Raw genomic sequence first — 20,478 nt, 5'->3', positions numbered from 1 at the left:
GCATGGCGTACTGGCTCGTGAAATCCGAACCGTCAGTGTGGTCCTGGGACCAGCAGGTTGCGAAGGGCGCCAAGGGCGAGGCCTGGACCGGCGTGCGCAATTTCACTGCGCGCCAGAACCTCGTGAACATGAAGAAGGGCGACAAGGCGTTCTTCTATCATTCCAACGAGGGCAAGGAGATCGTCGGAATCGCGGAGATCATCAAGGAGGCCTATCCCGACCCGACCGACAAGACCGGCAAATTCGTCTGCGTCGACATCAAGGCCGACAAGCCCTTGAAGACGCCGGTGACGATGGCCGCGATCAAGGCCGAGAAGAAGCTCGAAGGCATGGCGCTGGTGAAATATTCGCGCCTGTCGGTGCAGCCGGTGACGGCAGAGGAGTGGAAGCTCGTCTGCAAGATGGGCGGGCTGTAGGCGCTGCCGCCTTAACTCTCCGCCGTCGTCCCGGACAGGCGCGCTCTTAGGCGCGCGCAGATCCGTGACCCACACTCCACAGCAATCGTTTTGCGAAGACTCGGTGGGTACCAGCTCACACAACAATGCAATACTGTGGTCATGGGTCCCGGCCCCCCGTGCGCAATTGCGCACTAGGCCGGGACGACACCGAGAGTTTGGCGCGGCCGTCGCGCAACGACCTGCAATATCCGGCCTCACGGCTCCGCAAGCGCAAACACCTCGCAAGGCGCCGCAATCCCGCGCAGCCAATGCGATCCGAGGGCGATCAGCGGCATGTCCGTCTCGGCCGCAAGCGCCCCAGACACGAGCACGGTCCGCCCGAGCGGTTTGCACAATCCCTCGAGACGACTGGCGAGATTGACGGCGGGACCGATCGCGGTGAAATCGAGCCGATTGGCGGCGCCGATATTGCCCCACAGCATCTCGCCGAGATGGAGCGCGGCGCCAAACGACAGTGGCGGCAGCCCATGCGCGCGGCGCTCCTTATTGAGGTACGCCATCCCAGCCTCGGCTGCGCTTGCCGCGCGCAGAGCGGCATCACAGGCGCGGCGCGGTGACGCCTCGACCACCGGAAAGATCGCGAGCACGCCGTCGCCGATGAATTTCAGCACCTCCCCGCCAAAGGCGTGAACGGCGCCGGCGATGCGATCGAACCAGGCGTCGAGCGCCGCGATGACATCGGCTGGCGGTGAGGTTTCCGACAAGCTCGTGAAATTGCGCAGATCCGCATAGAGCAGTGCGGCCTGAATGGTCTCGCCGAGATCGCGGCGCAGAGGTGCCGCCAGCACCCGCTCCGCGCTGCGCTTGCCGAGATAAGCGTCCAGCGTCGCGCGCAACGTGGCGCGCGCGGCGAGCACGGCAAGGGGCGTCGCCGCGAAGCGAGCAGCCTGGCGCAATTGCTCGATTTCGCCTGCCCTGAACGGACGCTGCGCGATCCAGCCGAGCAACGGCCCATCGGGCCGTCCAACGGCATCTTCCTGCACCTCGCCGCGCGCGATGTCGCGCAGCCAGCGGCGGCCGGCATCGTTCGGCGGGTCTGGCGCCAGCCCGCCAGGTGCGAAGCCGAGCGCTTCGATCACCTGACCGCTGTCGGCACGCCACAGCCACGTGCGCTTCGCGATCAGCGGATGCGGCACCTCCAACGTCAGGCTGCCTGCCGCAAGCGGCACGCCGTCGGCGACCAGATGCGCGCCGAGTTCCGCGAGCAGGTGGTCGGCTCCGGGGCAATCCGAGGCGGCATCGACGAGCCAGGCAAGGGTCGGGGACAGATGCATGGCCCGATGATGGCGAAGCAGGGCCATCTTTGTCACGGGCAATCCTTGACGGAGCGGCGCAGCGCCGCCATGTGCCATCGTCAGCCAAGGCAAACACCAGGGATGTCGCCGATGACCGAGCCGTTCATGGTGCGACGCGAGACCCAGATCGCGGCCCCGCGTGCCACCGTCTTCGCCTATCTCACCGACCCCGAGAAAATCCTGAGCTGGATGGGCTCCGACGCGACCACGGAACCGCATCCCGGCGGGCTCTATCTGCTCAAGGGCATCGGCCCGCGCGGTGGCGTTGCTCGCGGCGCCTTTCGCGAGGTCGTGCCGGTGCATCGTCTGGCCTACACGTTCGGCTGGGAGGGCGGTCAGGAAGTGCCGCCCGGATCGAGCCTGATCGAGATCGACCTGATCGAGCGCGACGGCGGCACGCTGCTGCGCATGACGCATAGCGGCCTGCCGAGCGAGGCGCAGGCGGCCGCGCATGCGAAGGGATGGGCGCATTATCTGGAACGGCTCACGATCGCGGCGGCAGGCAACGATCCCGGTCCAGATAAGGGTGTGTCCGACAAGGCGTAGCGGACGTGCAGCTCTGTGGTTGCCGCTGCTACAGGTTTGCCGGCGCTACACTGCCGCGGTCGCCACCACCTGCGCCAGCAGCTGCTCGCGCCTTGCCTGCGAGCGCTGGCCCTTCATGGTCGCGGCGAAGCGCTCGAGGATCCCGTCCTCGAAGGCGGTGACGATGGTGTCGTGGACGTAGCTCTTGCGGCAGATCGCCGGCGTGTTGGAGAGCTTGTCCGCGGCGGCGCGGATTGCGTCCAGCACCTGCTTCTTGCGGCCGCGCTGGCTGGTCGCCGGTGTGATCCGCGACAGCGATTCCACCACGACGGCGGACGCCATCAGGGTGCGAAAATCCTTCAGCGAGATCTTGATGCCGGCGATCTCGCGCAGAAACGCATTGACCTGCGTGGTGTTGACCGCGCGCACGATGCCGTAGGCGTCGCGATACTGGAACATGCGCTTGCCCGGGACGCCCTGCAAAATGCCGATTGCGCGCACCAGCTTGGCCGCGCCGCACTCCTTACGCACCGCCTTGCCGCCCTTTGCCTTGAAGGTCAGCACGAAGCTGTCGTCTTCCAGCGTCACGTTGGATTTCAGCAGCGTCGTGGCGCCGCGGGTGCCGTTGAGGCGGGCATAGGATTCGTTGCCCGGGCGGATCGCGGTGCGCGCGATCAGCTCGATCACGGCCGAGAGCGCGAACTCACGCGTCGGCTCGTCCCCCGATAGGAACGCCGAGACCTTGCGCCGGATTTTTGGCAGCGCGCCGACGAGCTTCTCCAGGCGGTGCGCCTTGCGGTGCTCGCGGACCTTCTCCCAATCGGCGTGATAGCGATATTGCAGCCGGCCCGCGGCATCGCGGCCCACCGCCTGAAGGTGCGAGTTGGGATCGGCCGAGTAGCGCACCTCGCGATAGGCCGGCGGCACCGCCATCGCGTGCAGCCGGCGGATGGTGCGGGCATCACGGATGTGCGCGCCATTGGGACGGACGAAGGAGTAGCCCCTGCCGCGCTTGATACGGCGGATGGTCAGCTCGTTCTGGTCACCGAGCCGCAGACCGAGCTCCCTGGCGAGCGCCTCGACCGTCGCCGCGGGCGTGGTGTCGAAGACCTTCTTCGGGCTCGGGCGCCTGAAAGGAGCCGGTTTCGGCCATTGTCCGAGGGCTTTGGCGAGGGCAATGGCGGCAGGATCGGCTGAAGCGGGCCGCATCGTCCCGAAATTCTGCTGATCCATCATAACCTTACGCCTTTAGCCCTGCCTGTTATCGACCAATGCCGGTGTTCTGATTTTTGTTCCGGGGGTCTCTTTGGACCCGGGTTGGCCATTTAGGGTGTTCCGAACCGTATTGCGAGTCCCGAATCAGTGAGAAGAGGTTCCTAAATACCTCTATTGATGCATGAGGCTCTGCGCCGGGCTGTTCCGCGCAAACGGGTAAACACCCCAAAAGGCGCCCGCGGGCCTGTTTCAGATCTGCGACAGTCGCAGCAGGTGCCTTGATCCTCTGCATGGCCGGCAGCCCGCCGAAGGTCCAGCTTGTGCTCCTTGTCGGGTCCGGTTAGCCCGACGCATAATCAGTCAATGATCAAGTCGGCCCGCCGATCGCTGGCGTTCGGCCTGCCGCATGTGGAGGGAAGCATGTCCGAGAAGATCTACGACGTCCCCGCGGAGTGGGCGAAACGTGCCTGGGTCGACCAGGCCAAGTACAAGGAGATGTACGCCCGCTCGATCTCGGACCCGAACGGCTTCTGGGCGGAGCAGGCCAAGCGCCTCGACTGGATGAAGGCGCCGACCAAAATCGAGAACGTCTCGTTCGCCCCCGGCAACATCTCGATCAAATGGTTCGAGGACGGCGTCCTCAACGTCGCCCATAACTGCATCGACCGGCATCTTCACTCGCGCGCGAACCAGACCGCGATCATCTGGGAAGGCGACGATCCCTCGCAATCAAAGCACATCACCTACAAGGAGCTGCACGACGAGGTCTGCCGGATGGCCAACATCCTGCGCACCCGCAACGTCAAGAAGGGCGACCGCGTCACCATCTACCTGCCGATGATTCCCGAAGCCGCCTATGCGATACTGGCCTGCGCACGCATCGGCGCGATCCACTCCGTGGTGTTCGCGGGCTTCTCGCCGGACAGCCTCGCTCAGCGCATCAATGACTGCCAATCCAAGGTCATCATCACCGCGGACGAAGGCCTGCGCGGCGGCAAGAAGGTGCCGCTGAAGGCCAATGTCGACGCGGCGCTCGCCAAGACGGACGGCGTCGACTGGGTCGTCGTGGTCAAGCGCACCGGCGGCAAGGTCGACATGAACCCGACGCGCGACCTCTGGTACCACGAGGCGGCGGCGATGGTGACGACCGAATGCCCGCTCGAGCACATGCACGCCGAGGATCCGCTATTCATCCTCTACACCTCGGGCTCGACCGGCCAGCCCAAGGGCGTGCTGCACACCACGGGCGGCTATCTCGTGTTCGCCTCGATGACGCATCAGTACGTCTTCGACTATCACGACGGCGACATCTACTGGTGCACCGCCGACGTCGGCTGGGTGACCGGCCACAGCTACATCCTCTATGGGCCGCTCGCCAACGGCGCGACCACGCTGATGTTCGAGGGTGTGCCGAACTATCCTGACAATTCGCGGTTCTGGAACGTCATCGACAAGCACAAGGTCAACATCTTCTACACCGCGCCGACCGCGATCCGCGCACTGATGCAGTCGGGCGACGAGCCGGTGAAGAAGACCTCGCGCGCCTCGCTCCGCCTGCTCGGCTCGGTCGGCGAGCCCATCAATCCCGAAGCCTGGGAGTGGTATCACCGCGTCGTCGGCGACGACCGCTGTCCGATCGTCGACACCTGGTGGCAGACCGAGACCGGCGGCATCCTGATCACGCCGCTGCCGGGCGCGACCAAGCTGAAGCCGGGCTCGGCGACGCAGCCGTTCTTCGGCGTGGTGCCGGAGATCGTCGACGCCGACGGCAAGGTGCTGGAAGGCGAGACCACCGGCAATCTCTGTCTCACGCGGTCATGGCCGGGCCAGATGCGCACGGTCTATGGCGATCACGCCCGTTTCGAGCAGACCTATTTCTCGACCTATAAGGGCAAGTATTTTACCGGCGACGGCTGCCGGCGCGACGCCGACGGCTATTACTGGATCACCGGCCGCGTCGACGACGTCATCAACGTCTCCGGCCATCGCATGGGCACCGCAGAAGTCGAGAGCGCGCTGGTCGCGCACGAGAAGGTGTCGGAAGCGGCCGTGGTCGGCTTCCCGCATGACATCAAGGGCCAGGGCATCTACGCCTATGTCACCCTAATGGCCGGCGTGCAGCCGACGGACGATCTGCGCAAGGAGCTCGTCACCTGGGTGCGCAAGGAGATCGGCCCCATCGCCTCGCCGGACCAGATCCAGTTCGCGCCGGGTCTGCCCAAAACCCGCTCCGGCAAGATCATGCGGCGCATCCTGCGCAAGATCGCCGAGGACGAGCCGGGCAGTCTCGGCGACACCTCGACCTTGGCCGATCCCGCGGTGGTCGATGATCTCGTCAAGAACCGGCAGAACCGGAAATCGGCGTAAGAAAAATCTCGTGCCCCGGATGCAGCGCAGCGCTCCTTTAGCGGTGCGCTGCAGAACCGGGGCCCATTCTATCAACACCGACCCTCGCAATATGGGTCCAGCGTCGCATCACTTCGTGCTGCGCCGCGTCCGGGACACGAGAGCGTGCCCCTCCTGAAACAACAGCCGTTCAGATCCTCACGCTCTCATCAGGGCGCGCTGCGGCGTGGCCGCATCTTTCCCGCCGAGTGTTGTTTTCAGGTCATTTACTTTATTTCGAACATTTTCTTTGTTCCCCCCTGCTGGCTGGCCCTGGCGGCCGCGCGTGGAAACCATCCGGTTAACGGGCGCGGTTAAATACTGTGTGGGCGAGCGGGCCATTGCCGGGTTTGCGTAGATTTGGACGACCCGTTCGGGGCAACGGAAGGGAAGCATCGATGTCGATGAGGATTGCGGTGGCGCTGGCCGCCACCATCGGGGTTGGGGTCTTGATGCCGACGGCGGCAGAGGCACGGCCGGAGCTGGTCGGCGCGCACCTCGCCGACTATTCGCCGGGCACTATCGTGGTCAAAACCAGCGAGCGGCGGCTCTATCTCATCCTCGATAACGGCCACGCCGTGCGCTATCCGGTCGGCGTCGGCAAGACCGGCAAGCAATGGGCCGGCACGACGAAGATCGACGGCAAGTATCTCAATCCCGCCTGGGCGCCGCCCGCCGAGGTGAAGCGCGACAAGCCGAATATCCCCGACGTCATTCCGGGCGGCTCGCCGCGCAATCCGATGGGCGTTGCGGCGATGACGCTCGCTGGCGGCGAATACGCCATCCACGGCACCAACGTGCCGGGCTCGGTCGGCGGCTTCGTCTCCTATGGCTGCATCCGCATGCTCAACGACGATATCACCGACCTCTATGGCCGCGTCTCTGTCGGCACGACGGTGGTCGTGACGCGCTGATCGCCTGAATCGGTCGAGATGAAAAAGCCGCGTCTTTCGACGCGGCCTTTTTGTTACCAGAAGCGCCAGCCGCGCGCGCACCAGCCGTCGCGATGGCCGCCATTGTAGCTGCGCACAAAGCCGCCGGCGAGCAACGCCGCCGAGACGTTCGCGGTCTGCCGGGTCGTGACGTCGGCGAGAACGCGGCCGTATTTGTCGGGGCCGAGATTTGTGATGGTCACGCCGCCCTGACCGAGCAGATCGCGCAATGCGCGGGCCGCAGCTTCGGCCTTGTCCAGCTCCTCCTGGCAGGACGCCTTCAGTTCGGGCGCGTCAATGCCGCGCAGCCGAACGCGCACGACGGCATCGCGGCCGTCGCGCTGGCGAATACGCGCGAGAAAGGTGTCGCCGTCGATGGTGCGGACGACGTCGACCGGGCGGCGGACGTCCGGATTGCCGGTCTGCTGCAAGATGATCTCGGCGTCCTGCGCGCGGTCGTCGGCCGGATGCGGCACGGGCCAGTTCGATCCATGGCGAAAGGCGAGCACGGTCGCAGCCACCACGCCGACCACGAACAGCCACGGCAGGAGGCCCGAGAAGTGGCGGCGAAACGGAGACCCGCTGAACGACGGTTGAGCATTGATACGGTCACGGGGGCGCATCGTTCCACGCTAGAGCTGAGTCGGGCAACCTCGCAAGCGCGTGTATCTCAACGCACTTTAATTCCGCCCGCGCCGCGCAAATGCTGCTCCGAACGCTCTGTGGCGGACGCCACCCGTAGTTGTACGGACCAGATCGTCACGTGCCGTTCAAGGTTCGGCCGTACTTCTACGGTCACTATTGAATGTTACCCAATTCTCAATCTTTGGTTGCGAAGACCCTTATATTCGGTGACGGTCCAAGGAGGCAGTGGTGGGGTCATTCAGGTTTCGCATTGGAGCCAAGCTCGGCATCGTGACGGGCATAAGCGTCTTGCTGGTTGGCGGCATGCTCACCAACCAGATGCTCGGCAACCGCTCGATTGCCGAATCCAACCGCCTGGTCACGATCAACTATCTCAACAAGGGCAATGCGCAGGCGGCACAGACGGCGATGGCACGCGCGCAGCTCGCGACTCTCGAGCTCGGCTCGGCGCCGTCAGCCGGAGAGGTCGACAGGCTCCTCGAGCTTCTCCGCGCCCGGGCAGGCGAAGCTGGCGCGGAAATCGATGCCGCGAGGGAGCGGGCGACCCGGAAGGTCACACAGGACGCTTACCGCGAGGCCAGGAAATTCGTCGATGCATATCTGACCAGCGGCATTGAGCTGGCCGCGGCGCAAAAGGCCGTCATTGCCGCCCCCGCGGGTGGCGCCAAGCTTGCAGCCGAGGCAGCGAAGGCAAGCATTCTCGCGGAGCATATGCGTCCGGCAGCCCTGGAAGTCAGCAAGCGCATCGACGATCTCGTCGGCGTCGCCAACGAATTCGCCGCGCGCCGCAAGGGCGAGATGCTGGCCGAGCTGGATCGCGTCGCCACCTTCGCACTGATCGTGGGCGTATTCGTCGTTTTGACGTTGATCGGATCTGCGGTCTTTTCCGTGATGAGCATCGCCCGGCCGATCCGGCGCATCGGCGACGTGCTCCTGCATCTCGCCGGCGGCAACAAGGCGGTCGAGATTCCCTACAGGGCCCGCGGCGATGAAGTCGGCGACAACGCCCGTGCGGCTCAGACCTTCAAGGAAAATCTGATCCGGATCGAGCAGATGGAAGCCGAGCAGAAGGATCAGGAGGCCGCGGCAGCCGCTCGGCGCAAGGAAGAGATGACCCGGCTTGCCAACGCGTTCGAAACTGCGGTCGGCGGTATCATCGACTCCGTGTCGGCAGCCTCCCAACAGCTCGAGGCCGCCGCCGGCACGCTGTCGGGAACTGCGGAACAGACCCAGCAGCTCTCGGGAATGGTCGCGGCTGCCTCGGAGGAGGCATCCACCAACGTCGGAGCCGTGGCGTCCGCCGCCGAGGAAATGAGCACGTCGGTCGTCGAGATCGGCCGCCAAGTCCACGATTCCAGCCGCATCGCCAGCGATGCGGTCAAGCAGGCCGAGCGCACCGATGCCCGGATCAATGAGCTGCTCAAGGCGGCGGGCCGAATTGGCGACGTCGTCAAATTGATCACTGCGATTGCCGAACAGACCAACCTCCTGGCGCTGAACGCCACGATCGAGGCCGCGCGGGCGGGCGAATCCGGCCGCGGCTTCGCAGTCGTCGCGAGCGAGGTCAAAGCGCTCGCGGCGCAAACCGCGCGCGCGACCGAGGAGATCAGTGCGCAGATTGCCGGCATGCAATCGGCGACCGAGGACTCCGTCGGCGCGATCAAGGAGATCGGCGCGACCATCGCCCGCATTTCCGACATCTCGACGACGATCGCTGCGACCATCGAGCAGCAGGGCGCAGCGACGGCCGAGATTGCGCGCAACGTCAGCGAAGCCGCGAAGGGAACGGTCGAAGTTGCGGACAAGATCGCGCACGTCAGTCAAGGCGCGAGCGCCACCGGCGCGGCGTCGGGACAGGTATTGGCATCGGCGCGCTCGCTGTCGAGCGAAAGCAGCCTGTTGAAGACGGAGGTCGAGAAATTCCTCAACACCGTGCGCGCAGCCTGATCCCGTAAGCAGATCAGCGAGCACCCGCAGTGCTCGCTGATCTGCACGGCACCCCCGGGATTCCCCGGGTTTGACCACCCCGGTGGGCAACTATAAGCTGCATCTCACAGCGCAAGCAACCTTCCCTGCGAACCCTGCTAGAGTGAGCCCCCATATGAATATCGACGGGACGTCCCCCGATTCGCTCGAGCGAATCGCCGATCTGGTTCGGCAACGGCCGAGATCCCTCGATACCTTGCCGCTTTCTCCCGTCGGCGAATTCCAGACCAGGACCGTCACGCTTGCAACCTTGATGCGCGAAGTCACCGAATGCCTTGCGCAGGACTTCCGGCATCGCCCGGCGCAAGACTTCCCGATGCTCTATTTTGCATGCGGCAAGGCCCGGGTCGGCTCGACCGCTCTGAGCAATCTGTTCGGCATGACCGGGATGCCCTCATATTATCAGCCGCTGAAAGCGATCTTGCGCGACGCGCTCGTCGGCCGCCCGCTGGCGCCGTGGAGCGTGCCGTCGGCCACCGAAGAGCCGCACATCTTCAGCAAGGAAACGATCGGGCCTTACGTGCTTGCCGAGAGCCTGTTCAATCCGCTGCAACTCTTGATCGAGGCGGGCTATCCGCGGCAGCGGCTGCATCTCATCATGCTCGACCGCGAACCGGCGAGTTCGCTGGCATCGTGGCTCGAGAAGCTGATCTCGCGCGCGCCCGCAGATACCTTGCTGCGGCACTATGTCGTCGCCGCGCTCAGCGCGGCTCACGTCGCAAGCTACGCCGAGCGACAGGGCGTTCCCGTCACTCACTACGCCTACGAGGTAAGCAAGGAGGCCGTGTCATCGGTCCGTGTCTTGTTCGGCCGCCTGGGTCTTTCCGGCAGCTTTACCGAGAATGCCGTGACGTCCTGGCGGGAGCCGGGAGACGTGCAAGCGAACAATGCGCGCGTCATCTTCCCGAGCGAAGCGACGATCTACAAGGTGCCCAATCTGCACACCTCCGATAGTGCCTATCGCTACCAGCGCCGCGCGACGACCTCGCTGAGCGAAGCTCAGCTCGAGGTTCTGGAGCGTTGCGGGGTCAATGCTGCCTATCGTGCCTCGGTTGCGGCCTGCGTGCGCGACCTCGGCCTGAATGCGGCAATGTCGGCACGACTGTTCGGCGACTGGGTTGCCGCGGCAGCGTGATCAGCATGCTCGACGTTCCCTCGACCGCCGAATCCGCCCATCGTGGACGTGCTGGCGGCAAGCAGCTTCACGTCACCAGCCATCTTCGACGCCTGGAGGCGGAAAGCATCCACATCCTGCGGGAGACGGCGGCCGAGTTCCGCAAGCCGGTCATGCTGTACTCCATCGGAAAAGACTCTTCGGTGCTGCTGCATCTGGCGATCAAGGCATTTCATCCCGGCAAGCCGCCGTTTCCGCTGCTGCATGTCGATACGACCTGGAAGTTTCGCGAGATGATCAGGTTTCGCGATCGCCGCGCGCGCGAGCTCGGCCTCGATCTGATCGTCCATACCAACAATGACGGATTGAGCCAGGGCATCGACCCCTTCACCCACGGCTCGGCCCGTTATACCGACGTGATGAAGACGCAGGCGTTACGAAAGGCGCTGGACCTCCACGGCTTCGACGCCGCGATCGGCGGCGCGCGACGCGACGAGGAGAAGTCGCGGGCCAAGGAGCGCGTGTTCTCGCACCGGAGCGCGGCGCATCGCTGGGATCCGAAGAACCAGCGGCCAGAGCTCTGGGGTCTGTACAACACGATGCTCGCGCCCGGCGAGAGCATGCGGGTGTTTCCGCTGTCGAACTGGACCGAGCTCGACGTGTGGGACTACATCCTGCTCGAGGACATCCCGATCGTTCCGCTCTATCTCGCAGCTTCGCGTCCCGTGGTCGAGCGCGGCGGCGCGTTGATCATGGTGGACGACGACCGGATGCCGCTGCAGCCTGGCGAAGAGCCACAATGGCGCTCCGTCAGGTTTCGCACCCTGGGCTGCTATCCCCTCACCGGCGCCACGACCTCGACGGCGGCAACCCTGCCCGAGATCGTGCAGGAGATGATGGCATCGCGCACCTCCGAACGACAAGGACGCATGATCGACCGGGACAGCCCCGCATCGATGGAGCGCAAGAAAGCGGAAGGTTACTTCTGATGTCCTATCACGAGGCACCGACGATCGCTGCCACCGATGCGCCGCGGCTCGAACAGAGCGATCGCCCGACGCTGCGTTTCGTCACCTGCGGCAGCGTCGATGACGGCAAGAGCACGCTGGTCGGCCGCCTGCTCTACGATTCCAAGACGCTGCTCGACGACCAGCTCGACGGGCTGGCCTCCGAGAGCCGGACGGTCGGCACCACTGGTGGCGACCTGGACTTCGCGCTGCTGGTCGACGGGTTGCAGGCCGAGCGCGAGCAGGGCATCACGATCGACGTCGCCTATCGCTTCTTCGCCACCAGGCTGCGCCGCTTCATCGTCGCCGACACGCCGGGGCATGCGCAATACACGCGCAACATGGCGACCGGCGCGTCCAATGCCGATCTCGCCGTGGTGCTGGTCGACGCGCGCAAGGGCGTGATCACGCAGACGCGGCGCCACAGCCACATCCTGTCGCTGCTCGGCATCCGTCATGTCGTGCTCGCCGTGAACAAGATGGATCTAATCAGATTCGACGGCGATCGCTTCGCGGCCATCACCGCCGAATATCTGACGCTGGCCGGCCAGCTCGGAACCTCCCAGGTCCAGTGCATCCCGGTCGTGGCGCCCGACGGCGACAACATCGTCGCTGCGAGCACGCGCATGCCCTGGTACTCGGGGCCGACCATTACGGCCTATCTGGAATCCGTGGACGTGGCCGGCGACGTCTCGCAGCGGCCGTTCCGGCTTCCCGTACAATGGGTCAACCGGCCGCACGCGGATTTTCGCGGCTTCTGCGGGCGGATCGCAAGCGGAACGATCGCGGTCGGCGATGCGGTTCGCGTGCAGCCGTCGGGACACCAGGCCCACGTCGCACGCATTCTCACGCCCGCCGGCGAATGCAATCACGCAGGAGCAGGCGAGTCCATCACGCTCACGCTCGCCGAAGAGATCGACGTCAGCCGCGGCGACGTGCTGACCGCCGGATCTGCAGCGGAGGTCTCGGATCAGCTCGCGGCTCATCTCGTCTGGTTCGACGACGAAGCCATGGTCGCGGGCCGGCGCTATTTGCTCAAATGCGGCACCGCCTCGACCGGCGCGGTGATCGCGACGCTCAAGCACCGGATCGCGATCGACACCATGGCGCAGGAATGCGCCACCACGCTCGATGTCAACGAGATCGGCTATGTCCATCTCAATCTCGACCGCCCGCTGGTGTTCGAGGCCTATCGCGATGGCCGCGAGATGGGCAGCTTCATTCTGATCGATCCGATCAGCCATCGCACGGCCGCGGCGGGAATGATCGACATCTCGCTCCGCCGTGCCACCAACATTCATTGGCAGCGGCTTGCCGTCGACAAATCCGTGCGGGCACGGCTGAAGCAGCAACGGCCCTGCGTGCTGTGGTTCACGGGGCTCAGCGGTGCCGGCAAATCGACCATCGCCGACATGGTCGACCGCCGGCTTGCCGAGCTCGGACGCCATGCCGCGCTGCTGGATGGCGACAATCTCCGCCATGGCATCAACCGCGACCTCGGCTTTTCCAACGCGGAGAGGTCGGAGAACGTCCGGCGCGTCGCGGAGATCGCGGCGCTGTTCGTCGACTCGGGCTTGATCGCGCTGGTCGCGCTGATCTCGCCGTTCCGCAGCGAGCGCGAGCTGGCACGCCGGCGACTCGAGGTTGGCGAGTTCATCGAGATCCATGTCGCGACCCCGCTCGCCGAATGCGAGCGCCGCGATCCCAAGGGACTCTATCGCAAGGCACGGGCGGGAGAGCTGCCGGCATTCACCGGCATCGACCAACCCTACGAGGCGCCGCTAGCGCCGGAGATCACCATCGACACGTCGGAACTGTCGAGCGAGGCGGCCTGCGAACGCATCATCCGCTACTTGCGAGAGCAGAATTACCTGTAGCGAGCTAAGGCAAGATGAGATTCGGTCTGATGCGGCCGCGAAGGAGGTTCGCTCCCTCTCCCGCTTGCGGGAGAGGGCTGGGGAGAGGGTGTATCCGCGATGGGGCAATCCCCTAGAGGAGAAAGCCCTCACCCGCGCCTTCGGCGCGACCTCTCCCGCAAGCGGGAGAGGTTGCACCGAGCCCGTGGCAATCGATTCAACCTAAAGCCATTCCGCTTTAAAGCCTCAGAAGTCGGAAGCGATGCCCTTGCGCTCCCAATCGCCGTAGCGGGTGGGCTCGGGGCCCTGCGGTCCCTGCAACTCCTTCGCCTTGGTCTCGTCGTTGGCCTGCGCAGCCGCGGCCTGACGGCGCGCCTCGGCTTCGGCCAGCGCACGCTGGGCGGCCGGTGATAGCGGCTTGCGCTCGGGAACGGGGTCACTCATCGCCGATCTTTCTAGCGTAGGACCGGGCGCAACGCGATGCCCAATAACGCATTCCTGAAATCGGCTCAAAGGGCTGAAAAACCCGCAAGCGATTCTTACATTTGGCATATTCGCGTGTCAGAGATCGCCTTCTCAAGGCATGCGCCCTTTGCGGCGGAACTGCCGCTCGCTCAGAACCTTGCTTCCGCATGCCATCTCAACGTTTCGTCCCTCCATCCGAAGTGCCTGGTCTTGCGGCACGGCGGATTGCCGCCGACATCGTCGACGGCGTGCTGCACAAGCACCGTACGCTCGACGACCAGCTCGACGGCGGCGGCGCTCATCCCGGACTGAAGACGCTGGCCGACCGCGACCGCGCGCTGATGCGGCGCCTCGTCGCCACCGTGCTGCGCCGGCTCGGCACGCTCGGCCATGTGCTGTCCCGCCTGCTCGACAAGGGCATTCCCTCCGATGCGCCGCGCGCGCAGAGCGCGTTGTTGATCGGCGCCGCCCAGATCCTCTGGATGGACGTACCGGATCACGCCGCGGTCGATCTCTCCGTCCGCCTCGTGCAATCCGATCGCCGCGCCGCGCGCTATGCCGGCCTGGTCAACGCCGTGCTGCGCCGCTGTGCGCGCGAGGGCAAGGCGCTGGTCGAGGAAGTCGCGACGCAATCGCTGGATCTGCCGCCATGGCTGCTCGCGCGCTGGAGCGCGCATTATGGCGAGGCGACCGCACGAGACATGGCGCTGGCGCTCGGCCACGAGCCCTCGCTCGATCTGACAGTGAAGTCGGATCCCGCACAATGGGCAAGCCGCCTGCATGGTGAGACGCTGCCGACCGGGACGGTGCGGATGTTGCTGCACGGCTCGGTGACCATGCTGCCCGGCTTCGCCGAGGGACAATGGTGGGTGCAGGACGCCGCCGCCGCGCTGCCCGCCCGGCTGTTCGGTGACGTCAAAGGCAAGTCCATTGCCGATCTCTGCGCCGCCCCCGGCGGCAAGACTGCGCAGCTGGCGCTATCAGGCGCACATGTCACGGCCATCGACCGCTCGCCTGCGCGGGTGGCGCGTTTGCGTGAAAACCTGGCGCGTCTGTCGCTCCAGGCCGAGACTGTCGTCGCTGACGCCGTGGAATGGGCCGGCCCGGCCGAGGCGTTCGACGGCATCCTGATCGATGCACCCTGCACCTCCACCGGCACGATCCGCCGTCATCCCGACGTCGCATGGCTGCGGCAGGAATCCGACATCGCTGTCCTGGCCGCGCTTCAGCAGCGGCTGCTGCGAAAATCGGTGTCGCTGCTCAAGCCGGGCGGGACGCTGGTCTATTGCACCTGTTCGCTGGAACCCGAGGAGGGTGAGCAGGCCGTGGCGGCGCTGCTCACCGCCGAGCCTGCGCTTCGCCGCGCCCCGATCAAGGCGTCGGAGGTCGCGGGCCTCGATGAAATCCTCAACCGGGACGGCGACCTTCGCACCCTGCCCTGTCATCTGCCGAACGCCGATCCCAAGCTCGGTGGCCTCGACGGATTTTTCGCGGCCCGGCTCGTTAAATCCTGATTTTGCACTGGATTTTGCCACCACGACGCTGATTCGCGCCGTTCAAGGTGGTGTCAGACGTCCGATTTTGGGATTAATAAGGATTCGTCGCTAATCCTCTCCCCCATCAAGGCAAGGCGTGTCGGTCGCTCAACGCAGACGTATCTCGACGCTGGTCATGAACCGCTTCGCGCGGAACATGCTCGCGCGCGCGAGTGGCGGTTCGGTTGCGCTGTCGCGGGTCTGGCCCAGCCGCACCGACCGGCTGATCATCGCGCCGCATGATCTGCGTACCGCGGATGCGACCCGCGCCGCCGAGATCTATGCCGGCCGCTTCGTCTTCGCCGGCAAGATCGTCAATTGCCACGGCCGTTCGATCTTCGATCTCGAGCCGCCGTCGGAGGATTGGGAGGTTGCGTTGCTCGGCTTCGGCTGGCTGCGTCATCTGCGCGCCGCCGACACTGCGCTGACGCGGGCGAATGCGCGCGCGCTGATCGAGGACTGGATCTCGAATCCCGCCAACAAGCGCCGCCCGGTCGCGCGCCGCGCCGACGTGCTGGCGAGGCGCGTGATCTCGCTGCTCTCGCAAGCGCCGTTGGTGCTGGGCGAGACCGACAACAAATTCTATCGCCGCTACCTGCGCGCGCTCGCACGCGAGATCCGCTTCCTGCGCTACACCATGGTCGACATTCCGGACGGGGTGCCGAAGCTCCAGGTGCTGATCGCGCTGTGCTATGCGGCCCTGTGTCTCGCCAACCAGACGCGTCACATCCGCAGTGCCTCGAAGAAGCTGTCCGACGAATTGCAGCGGCAGATCCTGCCCGACGGTGGACACATCTCCCGCAATCCAGGCGCGCTGATCGAACTTTTGATCGACCTCTTGCCGCTGCGGCAGACCTTCGCCGCGCGCAACATCGCGCCACCGCCGGCGCTACTCAACGCGATCGACCGCATGATGCCGATGCTGCGCTTCTTCCGGCACGGCGACGGCAGTTTCGCCCTGTTCAACGGCATGAGCGCGACCTCTTCGGACCTGCTCGCCACGCTGCTCGCCTATGATGACACCCACGGCGCGCCGATGGCGAACATGCCGCACACCGGCTTCCAGCGCCTCGATGCCGGCCAGACCACTGTGATCATCGACACCGGCCCGCCGCCGCCGGCCGGCGTCAGCCATGACGCCCATGCCGGCTGCCTGTCGTTCGAACTGTCTTCCGGTATCAGCCGCATCGTCACCAATTGCGGCATGCCGACCACGGGCCGCGACAATTGGCGGCCGTTCGCGCGTAGCACGGCGGCGCATTCGACGCTGACTTATCACGACACCTCGTCATGCCAGTTCGTCGAGATGTCGGCGATGAAGCGCCTCCTGCACGGCGCACCCGTCACCAGCGGCCCCGTGGAAGTCGAGAGCTATCGCGAGGTCGTGCAGAACGGCATGCTGCTGACGACCTCGCATGACGGCTATCTCGGCAAATTCGGCGCGATCCATCGCCGCGTGCTGATGATCACCAATGACGGCGCGCGCATCGACGGCGAGGATACGCTGTCGCCGCCGCAGGGCGGACGCTTCAAGGGCGCGGACGCCGATTTCGCGCTGCGCTTCCATCTGCATCCAGCGGTAAAGGCGAGCCGGCTGTCGGATGCCCGCGGCGTCATGCTGGTGCTGCCGAACCGCGACGTCTGGACCTTCGAGGCGCTCGACGACAAGGTCGACCTCGAGGACAGCGTGTTCCTGGCCGGCAATGACGGCCCGCGCCGCACTGCCCAGATCGTGATCCGCCAGGACGCACGGCAAGCCCCCTCGATCCGCTGGAGTTTTATCCGCTCCACGGCCTCGCCGGCGGTGACCAATGCCCGCCGCAACGCCCGGCGCGAGCCGGAACTTCCGCTGTAAACAGGCGAAATCCGGTGCTATCTACCCGTTGAGACGGGCGCCAAAAGCTGCTATCGAGCCCTCGCTCGCGCGACTGGCGACCTTGGATGGAGCACCATCGGGAAGCGCGGGACATATCCGCCGCGCGCCTGGGCATAGACACTCGCTTAACAGAGGATCTTGCTCATGACTGACCATCCCCGCCGTGTCACCCGCGCCCTTCTCTCCGTCTCCGACAAGACCGGCCTGATCGAGTTCGCCAAGGCGCTCGCCGCGCACGATGTCGAGCTGGTCTCGACCGGCGGCACCGCGAAAGCGATCGCCGCGGCCGGCCTCAAGGTGAAGGACGTCTCCGACCTCACCGGCTTTCCCGAGATGATGGACGGCCGCGTCAAGACGCTGCATCCGAAGGTGCATGGCGGCCTGCTCGCGATCCGCGACAACAAGGAACACGCGGAGGCGATGAAGGCGCACGGCATCGCGCCGATCGACCTCCTCGTCGTCAATCTCTATCCGTTCGAGGCGACCGTCGACAAAGGCGCGGGCTTCGAGGACTGCATCGAGAACATCGACATCGGCGGTCCCGCGATGATCCGCGCCGCCGCCAAGAACCACGACGATGTGGCGGTGGTTGTCGAGGCGGAAGATTACAAGGCCGTGCTCGACGAGCTCGCCGCCAACAGCGGCGCAACGACGCTGAAGCTGCGCCGGCGGCTCGCCGCAAAGGCCTATGCGCGCACCGCGGCCTATGACGCCGCGATCTCGAACTGGTTCAACCGGCAGCTCGCGATCGACGCGCCCGACTTCCGCGCCTTCGGCGGCAGACTGATCCAGTCGCTGCGCTATGGCGAGAACCCGCACCAGACCGCGGCGTTCTATTCGACGCCGGACAAACGCCCCGGCGTCTCCACCGCGCGGCAGCTGCAGGGCAAGGAGCTCTCCTACAACAACATCAACGACACCGATGCAGCCTATGAGTGCATCGGCGAGTTCGACGCCAAGCGCACGGCGGCCTGCGTCATCGTCAAGCACGCCAACCCCTGCGGCGTCGCGGAGGGCGCCAGCCTCGTCGAGGCTTATCGCAAGGCGCTGGCCTGCGACTCCACGTCCGCATTCGGCGGCATCATTGCGATGAACCGCGCGCTCGATGCCGACACCGCGCGCGAGATCACCAAGATCTTCACCGAGGTGATCATCGCGCCCGATGCCACCGAGGAGGCGATCGCCATCATCGGCGGCAAGAAGAACCTGCGCCTGCTGCTCGCCGGCAGCCTGCCCGATCCGCGTGCGCCGGGCCTCACCGCCAAGACGGTGGCCGGCGGCCTGCTGGTGCAGAGCCGCGACAACGCCGTGGTCGACGACATGACCTTCAAGGTCGTGACCAAGCGCGCGCCGACGGATGCGGAAATGCGTGACCTCAAATTCGCATTCCGGGTGGCAAAGCACGTCAAGTCCAACACCATCATCTACGCCAAGGATCTCGCCACCGTCGGTATCGGCGCGGGCCAGATGAGCCGGGTGGATTCAGCCCGGATCGCGGCACGCAAGGCCCAGGATGCCGCTGCCGAGCTGAAGCTCGCCGAGCCGCTCACCAAGGGCTCGGTGGTGGCCTCGGATGCGTTCTTCCCGTTCGCCGACGGCATGCTCGCCTGCATCGAGGCCGGCGCCACCGCCGTGGTGCAGCCCGGCGGCTCCATGCGTGACGACGAGGTGATCAAGGCCGCCGACGAGCACGGCATCGCCATGGTGTTCACGGGAACGCGGCATTTCAGGCACTGAAGTTGCTGTCATTCCGGGGCGCGCGTAGCGATGCCCCGGAATGACGGTCGGGATTTTAATCCCGCACCCGCATCAACAGGCCCAGTCCCGCGACGAAGAACACCACCAGCACGGCCATGCCGGCCTTCTGGCTCGCGGTCACCGCGGTGATCATGCCGATCAAAAGTGGTCCGACGAAAGACGTCACCTTCCCGGTCAATGCGAACAGGCCAAAATACTGCGCGATGCGATCGTTCGGTGCGAGGTGGATCAACAGCGTGCGGGAGGCGGCCTGTAGCGGGCCGCCGGCCGCACCGATCAAGCAACCCAGTACGAGATAGGCGCGCTCCGCCGCGCTCGAGAACAGGGGAGCGCCTGCTTGCGGCGGCGCGACCTTGATGAAGAAGATCGCATCCTTATCGACCAGCAGGATCGCCGCCAGCGACAGCAGCAGGACCAGCAGGCTGCCGGCGATGACGCGCTTCGGTCCGAGACGATCATCGAGCTTGCCGCCGGACCATGCGCCGAATGCGCCGGCGATCGCGAGCATGATGCCGAACGTGCCGATCTGGATCGTGTGCCAGCCGAACGTACCTGCGGCATAGATGCCGCCAAACGCGAACAGCGACACCAGACCATCGGTGTAGATCATGTTGGCGAGCAGGAACGCCGCGAGCGACTTCTGCTTGGGCAAACCTTTGATCGACTGCTTGAGCTCCCACAGGCCCTCCCGCAGCGCCTCGCGCAACGGGCGCTTCGCCGGATAATCCGGCGTGAACAGGAACATCGGCGCCACGAAGATGATGAACCACAGCCCGGTCAGCGGGCCGGCGGCACGGTCGCCTTGATGCGTGACCGGATCGAGCCCGAACAATGGCGTGAAGCCGAGCAGCGTGCGGCCGGTCTCGGGATTGGCAGCGAGCAAGCCTAGCACGATGATCAGGCTGACGATGCCACCAATGTAGCCCGTGGCCCAGCCAGTGCCGGAGAGCCGGCCGATCCGTTCCGGCGGCACCAGGGTCGGCATCATCGCATTGTTGAAGACGGTGGCGAATTCCGCACCAACGCTGGCGAGCGCGACCGCGGTAAGCAAGGTCGGAACGATGGCGTAATCGCCGGGTTTGCCGATCCAGAGCGTGCATGACGCCAGCACCAGCACCGCGCCGAAGCCCGCGATCCATGGCTTCCTGCGGCCAGCCGCATCGGCGATGGCCCCCAGCACTGGCGACAGCAGCGCGATCGCAAGGCCCGCCGCGGCCATCGCAACGCCCCATAGCGACTGGCCAGTGGCGGGATTTGGCGCAACGCTGGTCGCGAAATAGGGCGCGAACACGAAGGTCGTGATCAGCGTGAAATAGGGCTGCGCGGCCCAATCGAAGAAGATCCAGCTGACGACAGCGACGCGCGGCGGGTAAATCCGCTGCGCGCTGGCCATGCGCACATCCGGGGCGATCGTCGTCATCACACA

16 protein-coding genes and 1 riboswitch are annotated in these 20,478 nt (G+C 65.5%); of the genes, 11 read left to right on the top strand and 5 right to left on the bottom strand.

Annotation, left to right across the window (positions count from 1 at the left end; all coding sequences use genetic code 11):
• Positions 1 to 2 precede the first annotated feature (2 nt).
• Positions 3 to 416 (top strand): EVE domain-containing protein, encoded by a 414-nt coding sequence (locus YU9_RS0118525; RefSeq protein ID WP_027574165.1) that lies wholly within the window; start codon positions 3 to 5, stop codon positions 414 to 416.
• Between the two features lie 236 nt (positions 417 to 652).
• Here the strand turns inward: YU9_RS0118525 and YU9_RS0118520 are convergent, their stop codons facing one another.
• Positions 653 to 1,732: an adenylate/guanylate cyclase domain-containing protein gene (locus YU9_RS0118520; RefSeq protein ID WP_027574164.1), complete on the bottom strand. Its 1,080-nt coding sequence runs from the start codon at positions 1,730 to 1,732 to the stop codon at positions 653 to 655.
• Positions 1,733 to 1,843: 111 nt separating this feature from the next.
• On the opposite strand from YU9_RS0118520, the gene YU9_RS0118515 reads away from it, so the two are divergent.
• Positions 1,844 to 2,299 (top strand): SRPBCC domain-containing protein, encoded by a 456-nt coding sequence (locus YU9_RS0118515; RefSeq protein WP_027574163.1) that lies wholly within the window; start codon positions 1,844 to 1,846, stop codon positions 2,297 to 2,299.
• Positions 2,300 to 2,344: 45 nt separating this feature from the next.
• Here YU9_RS0118515 and YU9_RS0118510 read toward each other — a convergent pair whose 3' ends face one another.
• Positions 2,345 to 3,514, bottom strand: coding sequence for a DNA topoisomerase IB (locus YU9_RS0118510; protein ID WP_027574162.1), 1,170 nt, complete (start codon positions 3,512 to 3,514; stop codon positions 2,345 to 2,347).
• Between the two features lie 399 nt (positions 3,515 to 3,913).
• Here YU9_RS0118510 and acs point away from each other — a divergent pair, with 399 nt between their 5' ends.
• Positions 3,914 to 5,860 carry an acetate--CoA ligase gene (gene acs / locus YU9_RS0118505; protein ID WP_027574161.1) on the top strand — a complete coding sequence of 649 codons (1,947 nt, stop codon included), beginning with the start codon at positions 3,914 to 3,916 and terminating at the stop codon, positions 5,858 to 5,860.
• Positions 5,861 to 6,276: 416 nt separating this feature from the next.
• Positions 6,277 to 6,792 (top strand): L,D-transpeptidase, encoded by a 516-nt coding sequence (locus YU9_RS0118500; protein ID WP_027574160.1) that lies wholly within the window; start codon positions 6,277 to 6,279, stop codon positions 6,790 to 6,792.
• Between the two features lie 53 nt (positions 6,793 to 6,845).
• On the opposite strand, the gene YU9_RS0118495 is transcribed toward YU9_RS0118500, so the two are convergent.
• A complete protein-coding gene (locus YU9_RS0118495) occupies positions 6,846 to 7,433 on the bottom strand; it encodes a thermonuclease family protein (RefSeq protein WP_027574159.1) in 588 nt (195 codons plus the stop codon).
• 250 nt (positions 7,434 to 7,683) lie between these two features.
• Between YU9_RS0118495 and YU9_RS0118490 the strand changes: the two genes are divergently transcribed.
• From YU9_RS0118490 to cysN, 4 genes are all read left to right on the top strand, one after another.
• Positions 7,684 to 9,402, top strand: coding sequence for a methyl-accepting chemotaxis protein (locus tag YU9_RS0118490; protein WP_027574158.1), 1,719 nt, complete (start codon positions 7,684 to 7,686; stop codon positions 9,400 to 9,402).
• A 154-nt stretch (positions 9,403 to 9,556) separates the two neighbouring features.
• Complete coding sequence (locus YU9_RS0118485; RefSeq protein WP_027574157.1) at positions 9,557 to 10,576, top strand: sulfotransferase family protein; 1,020 nt, start codon at positions 9,557 to 9,559, stop codon at positions 10,574 to 10,576.
• A 5-nt stretch (positions 10,577 to 10,581) separates the two neighbouring features.
• Entirely contained in the window at positions 10,582 to 11,544 is a 963-nt protein-coding gene (cysD, locus tag YU9_RS0118480; RefSeq protein ID WP_027574156.1) for a sulfate adenylyltransferase subunit CysD, read from the top strand.
• On the top strand, positions 11,544 to 13,439 hold the full coding sequence (cysN, locus tag YU9_RS0118475; protein WP_027574155.1) for a sulfate adenylyltransferase subunit CysN: 1,896 nt from the start codon (positions 11,544 to 11,546) through the stop codon (positions 13,437 to 13,439). The genes cysD and cysN overlap by 1 nt, the downstream gene beginning before the upstream one ends.
• 225 nt (positions 13,440 to 13,664) lie before the next feature.
• On the opposite strand, the gene YU9_RS0118470 is transcribed toward cysN, so the two are convergent.
• Positions 13,665 to 13,862 (bottom strand): DUF1674 domain-containing protein, encoded by a 198-nt coding sequence (locus YU9_RS0118470; protein WP_027574154.1) that lies wholly within the window; start codon positions 13,860 to 13,862, stop codon positions 13,665 to 13,667.
• Positions 13,863 to 14,050: 188 nt separating this feature from the next.
• Between YU9_RS0118470 and YU9_RS0118465 the strand changes: the two genes are divergently transcribed.
• From YU9_RS0118465 to purH, 3 genes are all read left to right on the top strand, one after another.
• The gene (locus tag YU9_RS0118465) at positions 14,051 to 15,397 is read left to right on the top strand and encodes an RsmB/NOP family class I SAM-dependent RNA methyltransferase (protein ID WP_027574153.1); all 1,347 of its coding nucleotides are present in this window, start codon (positions 14,051 to 14,053) and stop codon (positions 15,395 to 15,397) included.
• Positions 15,398 to 15,554: 157 nt separating this feature from the next.
• Positions 15,555 to 17,273: a heparinase II/III family protein gene (locus YU9_RS0118460; protein ID WP_027574152.1), complete on the top strand. Its 1,719-nt coding sequence runs from the start codon at positions 15,555 to 15,557 to the stop codon at positions 17,271 to 17,273.
• A 59-nt stretch (positions 17,274 to 17,332) separates the two neighbouring features.
• A riboswitch (ZMP/ZTP riboswitch) is annotated at positions 17,333 to 17,414 on the top strand.
• Positions 17,415 to 17,438: 24 nt separating this feature from the next.
• A complete protein-coding gene (purH, locus tag YU9_RS0118455; protein ID WP_027574151.1) occupies positions 17,439 to 19,031 on the top strand; it encodes a bifunctional phosphoribosylaminoimidazolecarboxamide formyltransferase/IMP cyclohydrolase in 1,593 nt (530 codons plus the stop codon).
• A gap of 55 nt (positions 19,032 to 19,086) precedes the next feature.
• On the opposite strand, the gene YU9_RS0118450 is transcribed toward purH, so the two are convergent.
• Positions 19,087 to 20,472: an MFS transporter gene (locus YU9_RS0118450; RefSeq protein ID WP_027574150.1), complete on the bottom strand. Its 1,386-nt coding sequence runs from the start codon at positions 20,470 to 20,472 to the stop codon at positions 19,087 to 19,089.
• Between the last annotated feature and the right edge of the window lie 6 nt (positions 20,473 to 20,478).

Source organism: Bradyrhizobium sp. WSM1743 (assembly GCF_000473065.1).
Classification (GTDB): Bacteria; Pseudomonadota; Alphaproteobacteria; order Rhizobiales; family Xanthobacteraceae; genus Bradyrhizobium.
The sequence above is the reverse complement of the archived record's forward strand: the minus strand, read 5'-3'. Positions and strand labels throughout refer to the sequence as shown.

Coding starts and splice junctions, on each gene's coding strand:
- YU9_RS0118525 (WP_027574165.1), top strand. CDS start 3: ATGGCGTACTGGCTCGTGAAATCCGAACCGTCAGTGTGGTCCTGGGAC.
- YU9_RS0118520 (WP_027574164.1), bottom strand. CDS start 1,732: ATGCATCTGTCCCCGACCCTTGCCTGGCTCGTCGATGCCGCCTCGGAT.
- YU9_RS0118515 (WP_027574163.1), top strand. CDS start 1,844: ATGACCGAGCCGTTCATGGTGCGACGCGAGACCCAGATCGCGGCCCCG.
- YU9_RS0118510 (WP_027574162.1), bottom strand. CDS start 3,514: ATGATGGATCAGCAGAATTTCGGGACGATGCGGCCCGCTTCAGCCGAT.
- acs (WP_027574161.1), top strand. CDS start 3,914: ATGTCCGAGAAGATCTACGACGTCCCCGCGGAGTGGGCGAAACGTGCC.
- YU9_RS0118500 (WP_027574160.1), top strand. CDS start 6,277: ATGTCGATGAGGATTGCGGTGGCGCTGGCCGCCACCATCGGGGTTGGG.
- YU9_RS0118495 (WP_027574159.1), bottom strand. CDS start 7,433: ATGCGCCCCCGTGACCGTATCAATGCTCAACCGTCGTTCAGCGGGTCT.
- YU9_RS0118485 (WP_027574157.1), top strand. CDS start 9,557: ATGAATATCGACGGGACGTCCCCCGATTCGCTCGAGCGAATCGCCGAT.
- cysD (WP_027574156.1), top strand. CDS start 10,582: ATGCTCGACGTTCCCTCGACCGCCGAATCCGCCCATCGTGGACGTGCT.
- cysN (WP_027574155.1), top strand. CDS start 11,544: ATGTCCTATCACGAGGCACCGACGATCGCTGCCACCGATGCGCCGCGG.
- YU9_RS0118470 (WP_027574154.1), bottom strand. CDS start 13,862: ATGAGTGACCCCGTTCCCGAGCGCAAGCCGCTATCACCGGCCGCCCAG.
- YU9_RS0118465 (WP_027574153.1), top strand. CDS start 14,051: ATGCCATCTCAACGTTTCGTCCCTCCATCCGAAGTGCCTGGTCTTGCG.
- YU9_RS0118460 (WP_027574152.1), top strand. CDS start 15,555: ATGAACCGCTTCGCGCGGAACATGCTCGCGCGCGCGAGTGGCGGTTCG.
- purH (WP_027574151.1), top strand. CDS start 17,439: ATGACTGACCATCCCCGCCGTGTCACCCGCGCCCTTCTCTCCGTCTCC.
- YU9_RS0118450 (WP_027574150.1), bottom strand. CDS start 20,472: ATGACGACGATCGCCCCGGATGTGCGCATGGCCAGCGCGCAGCGGATT.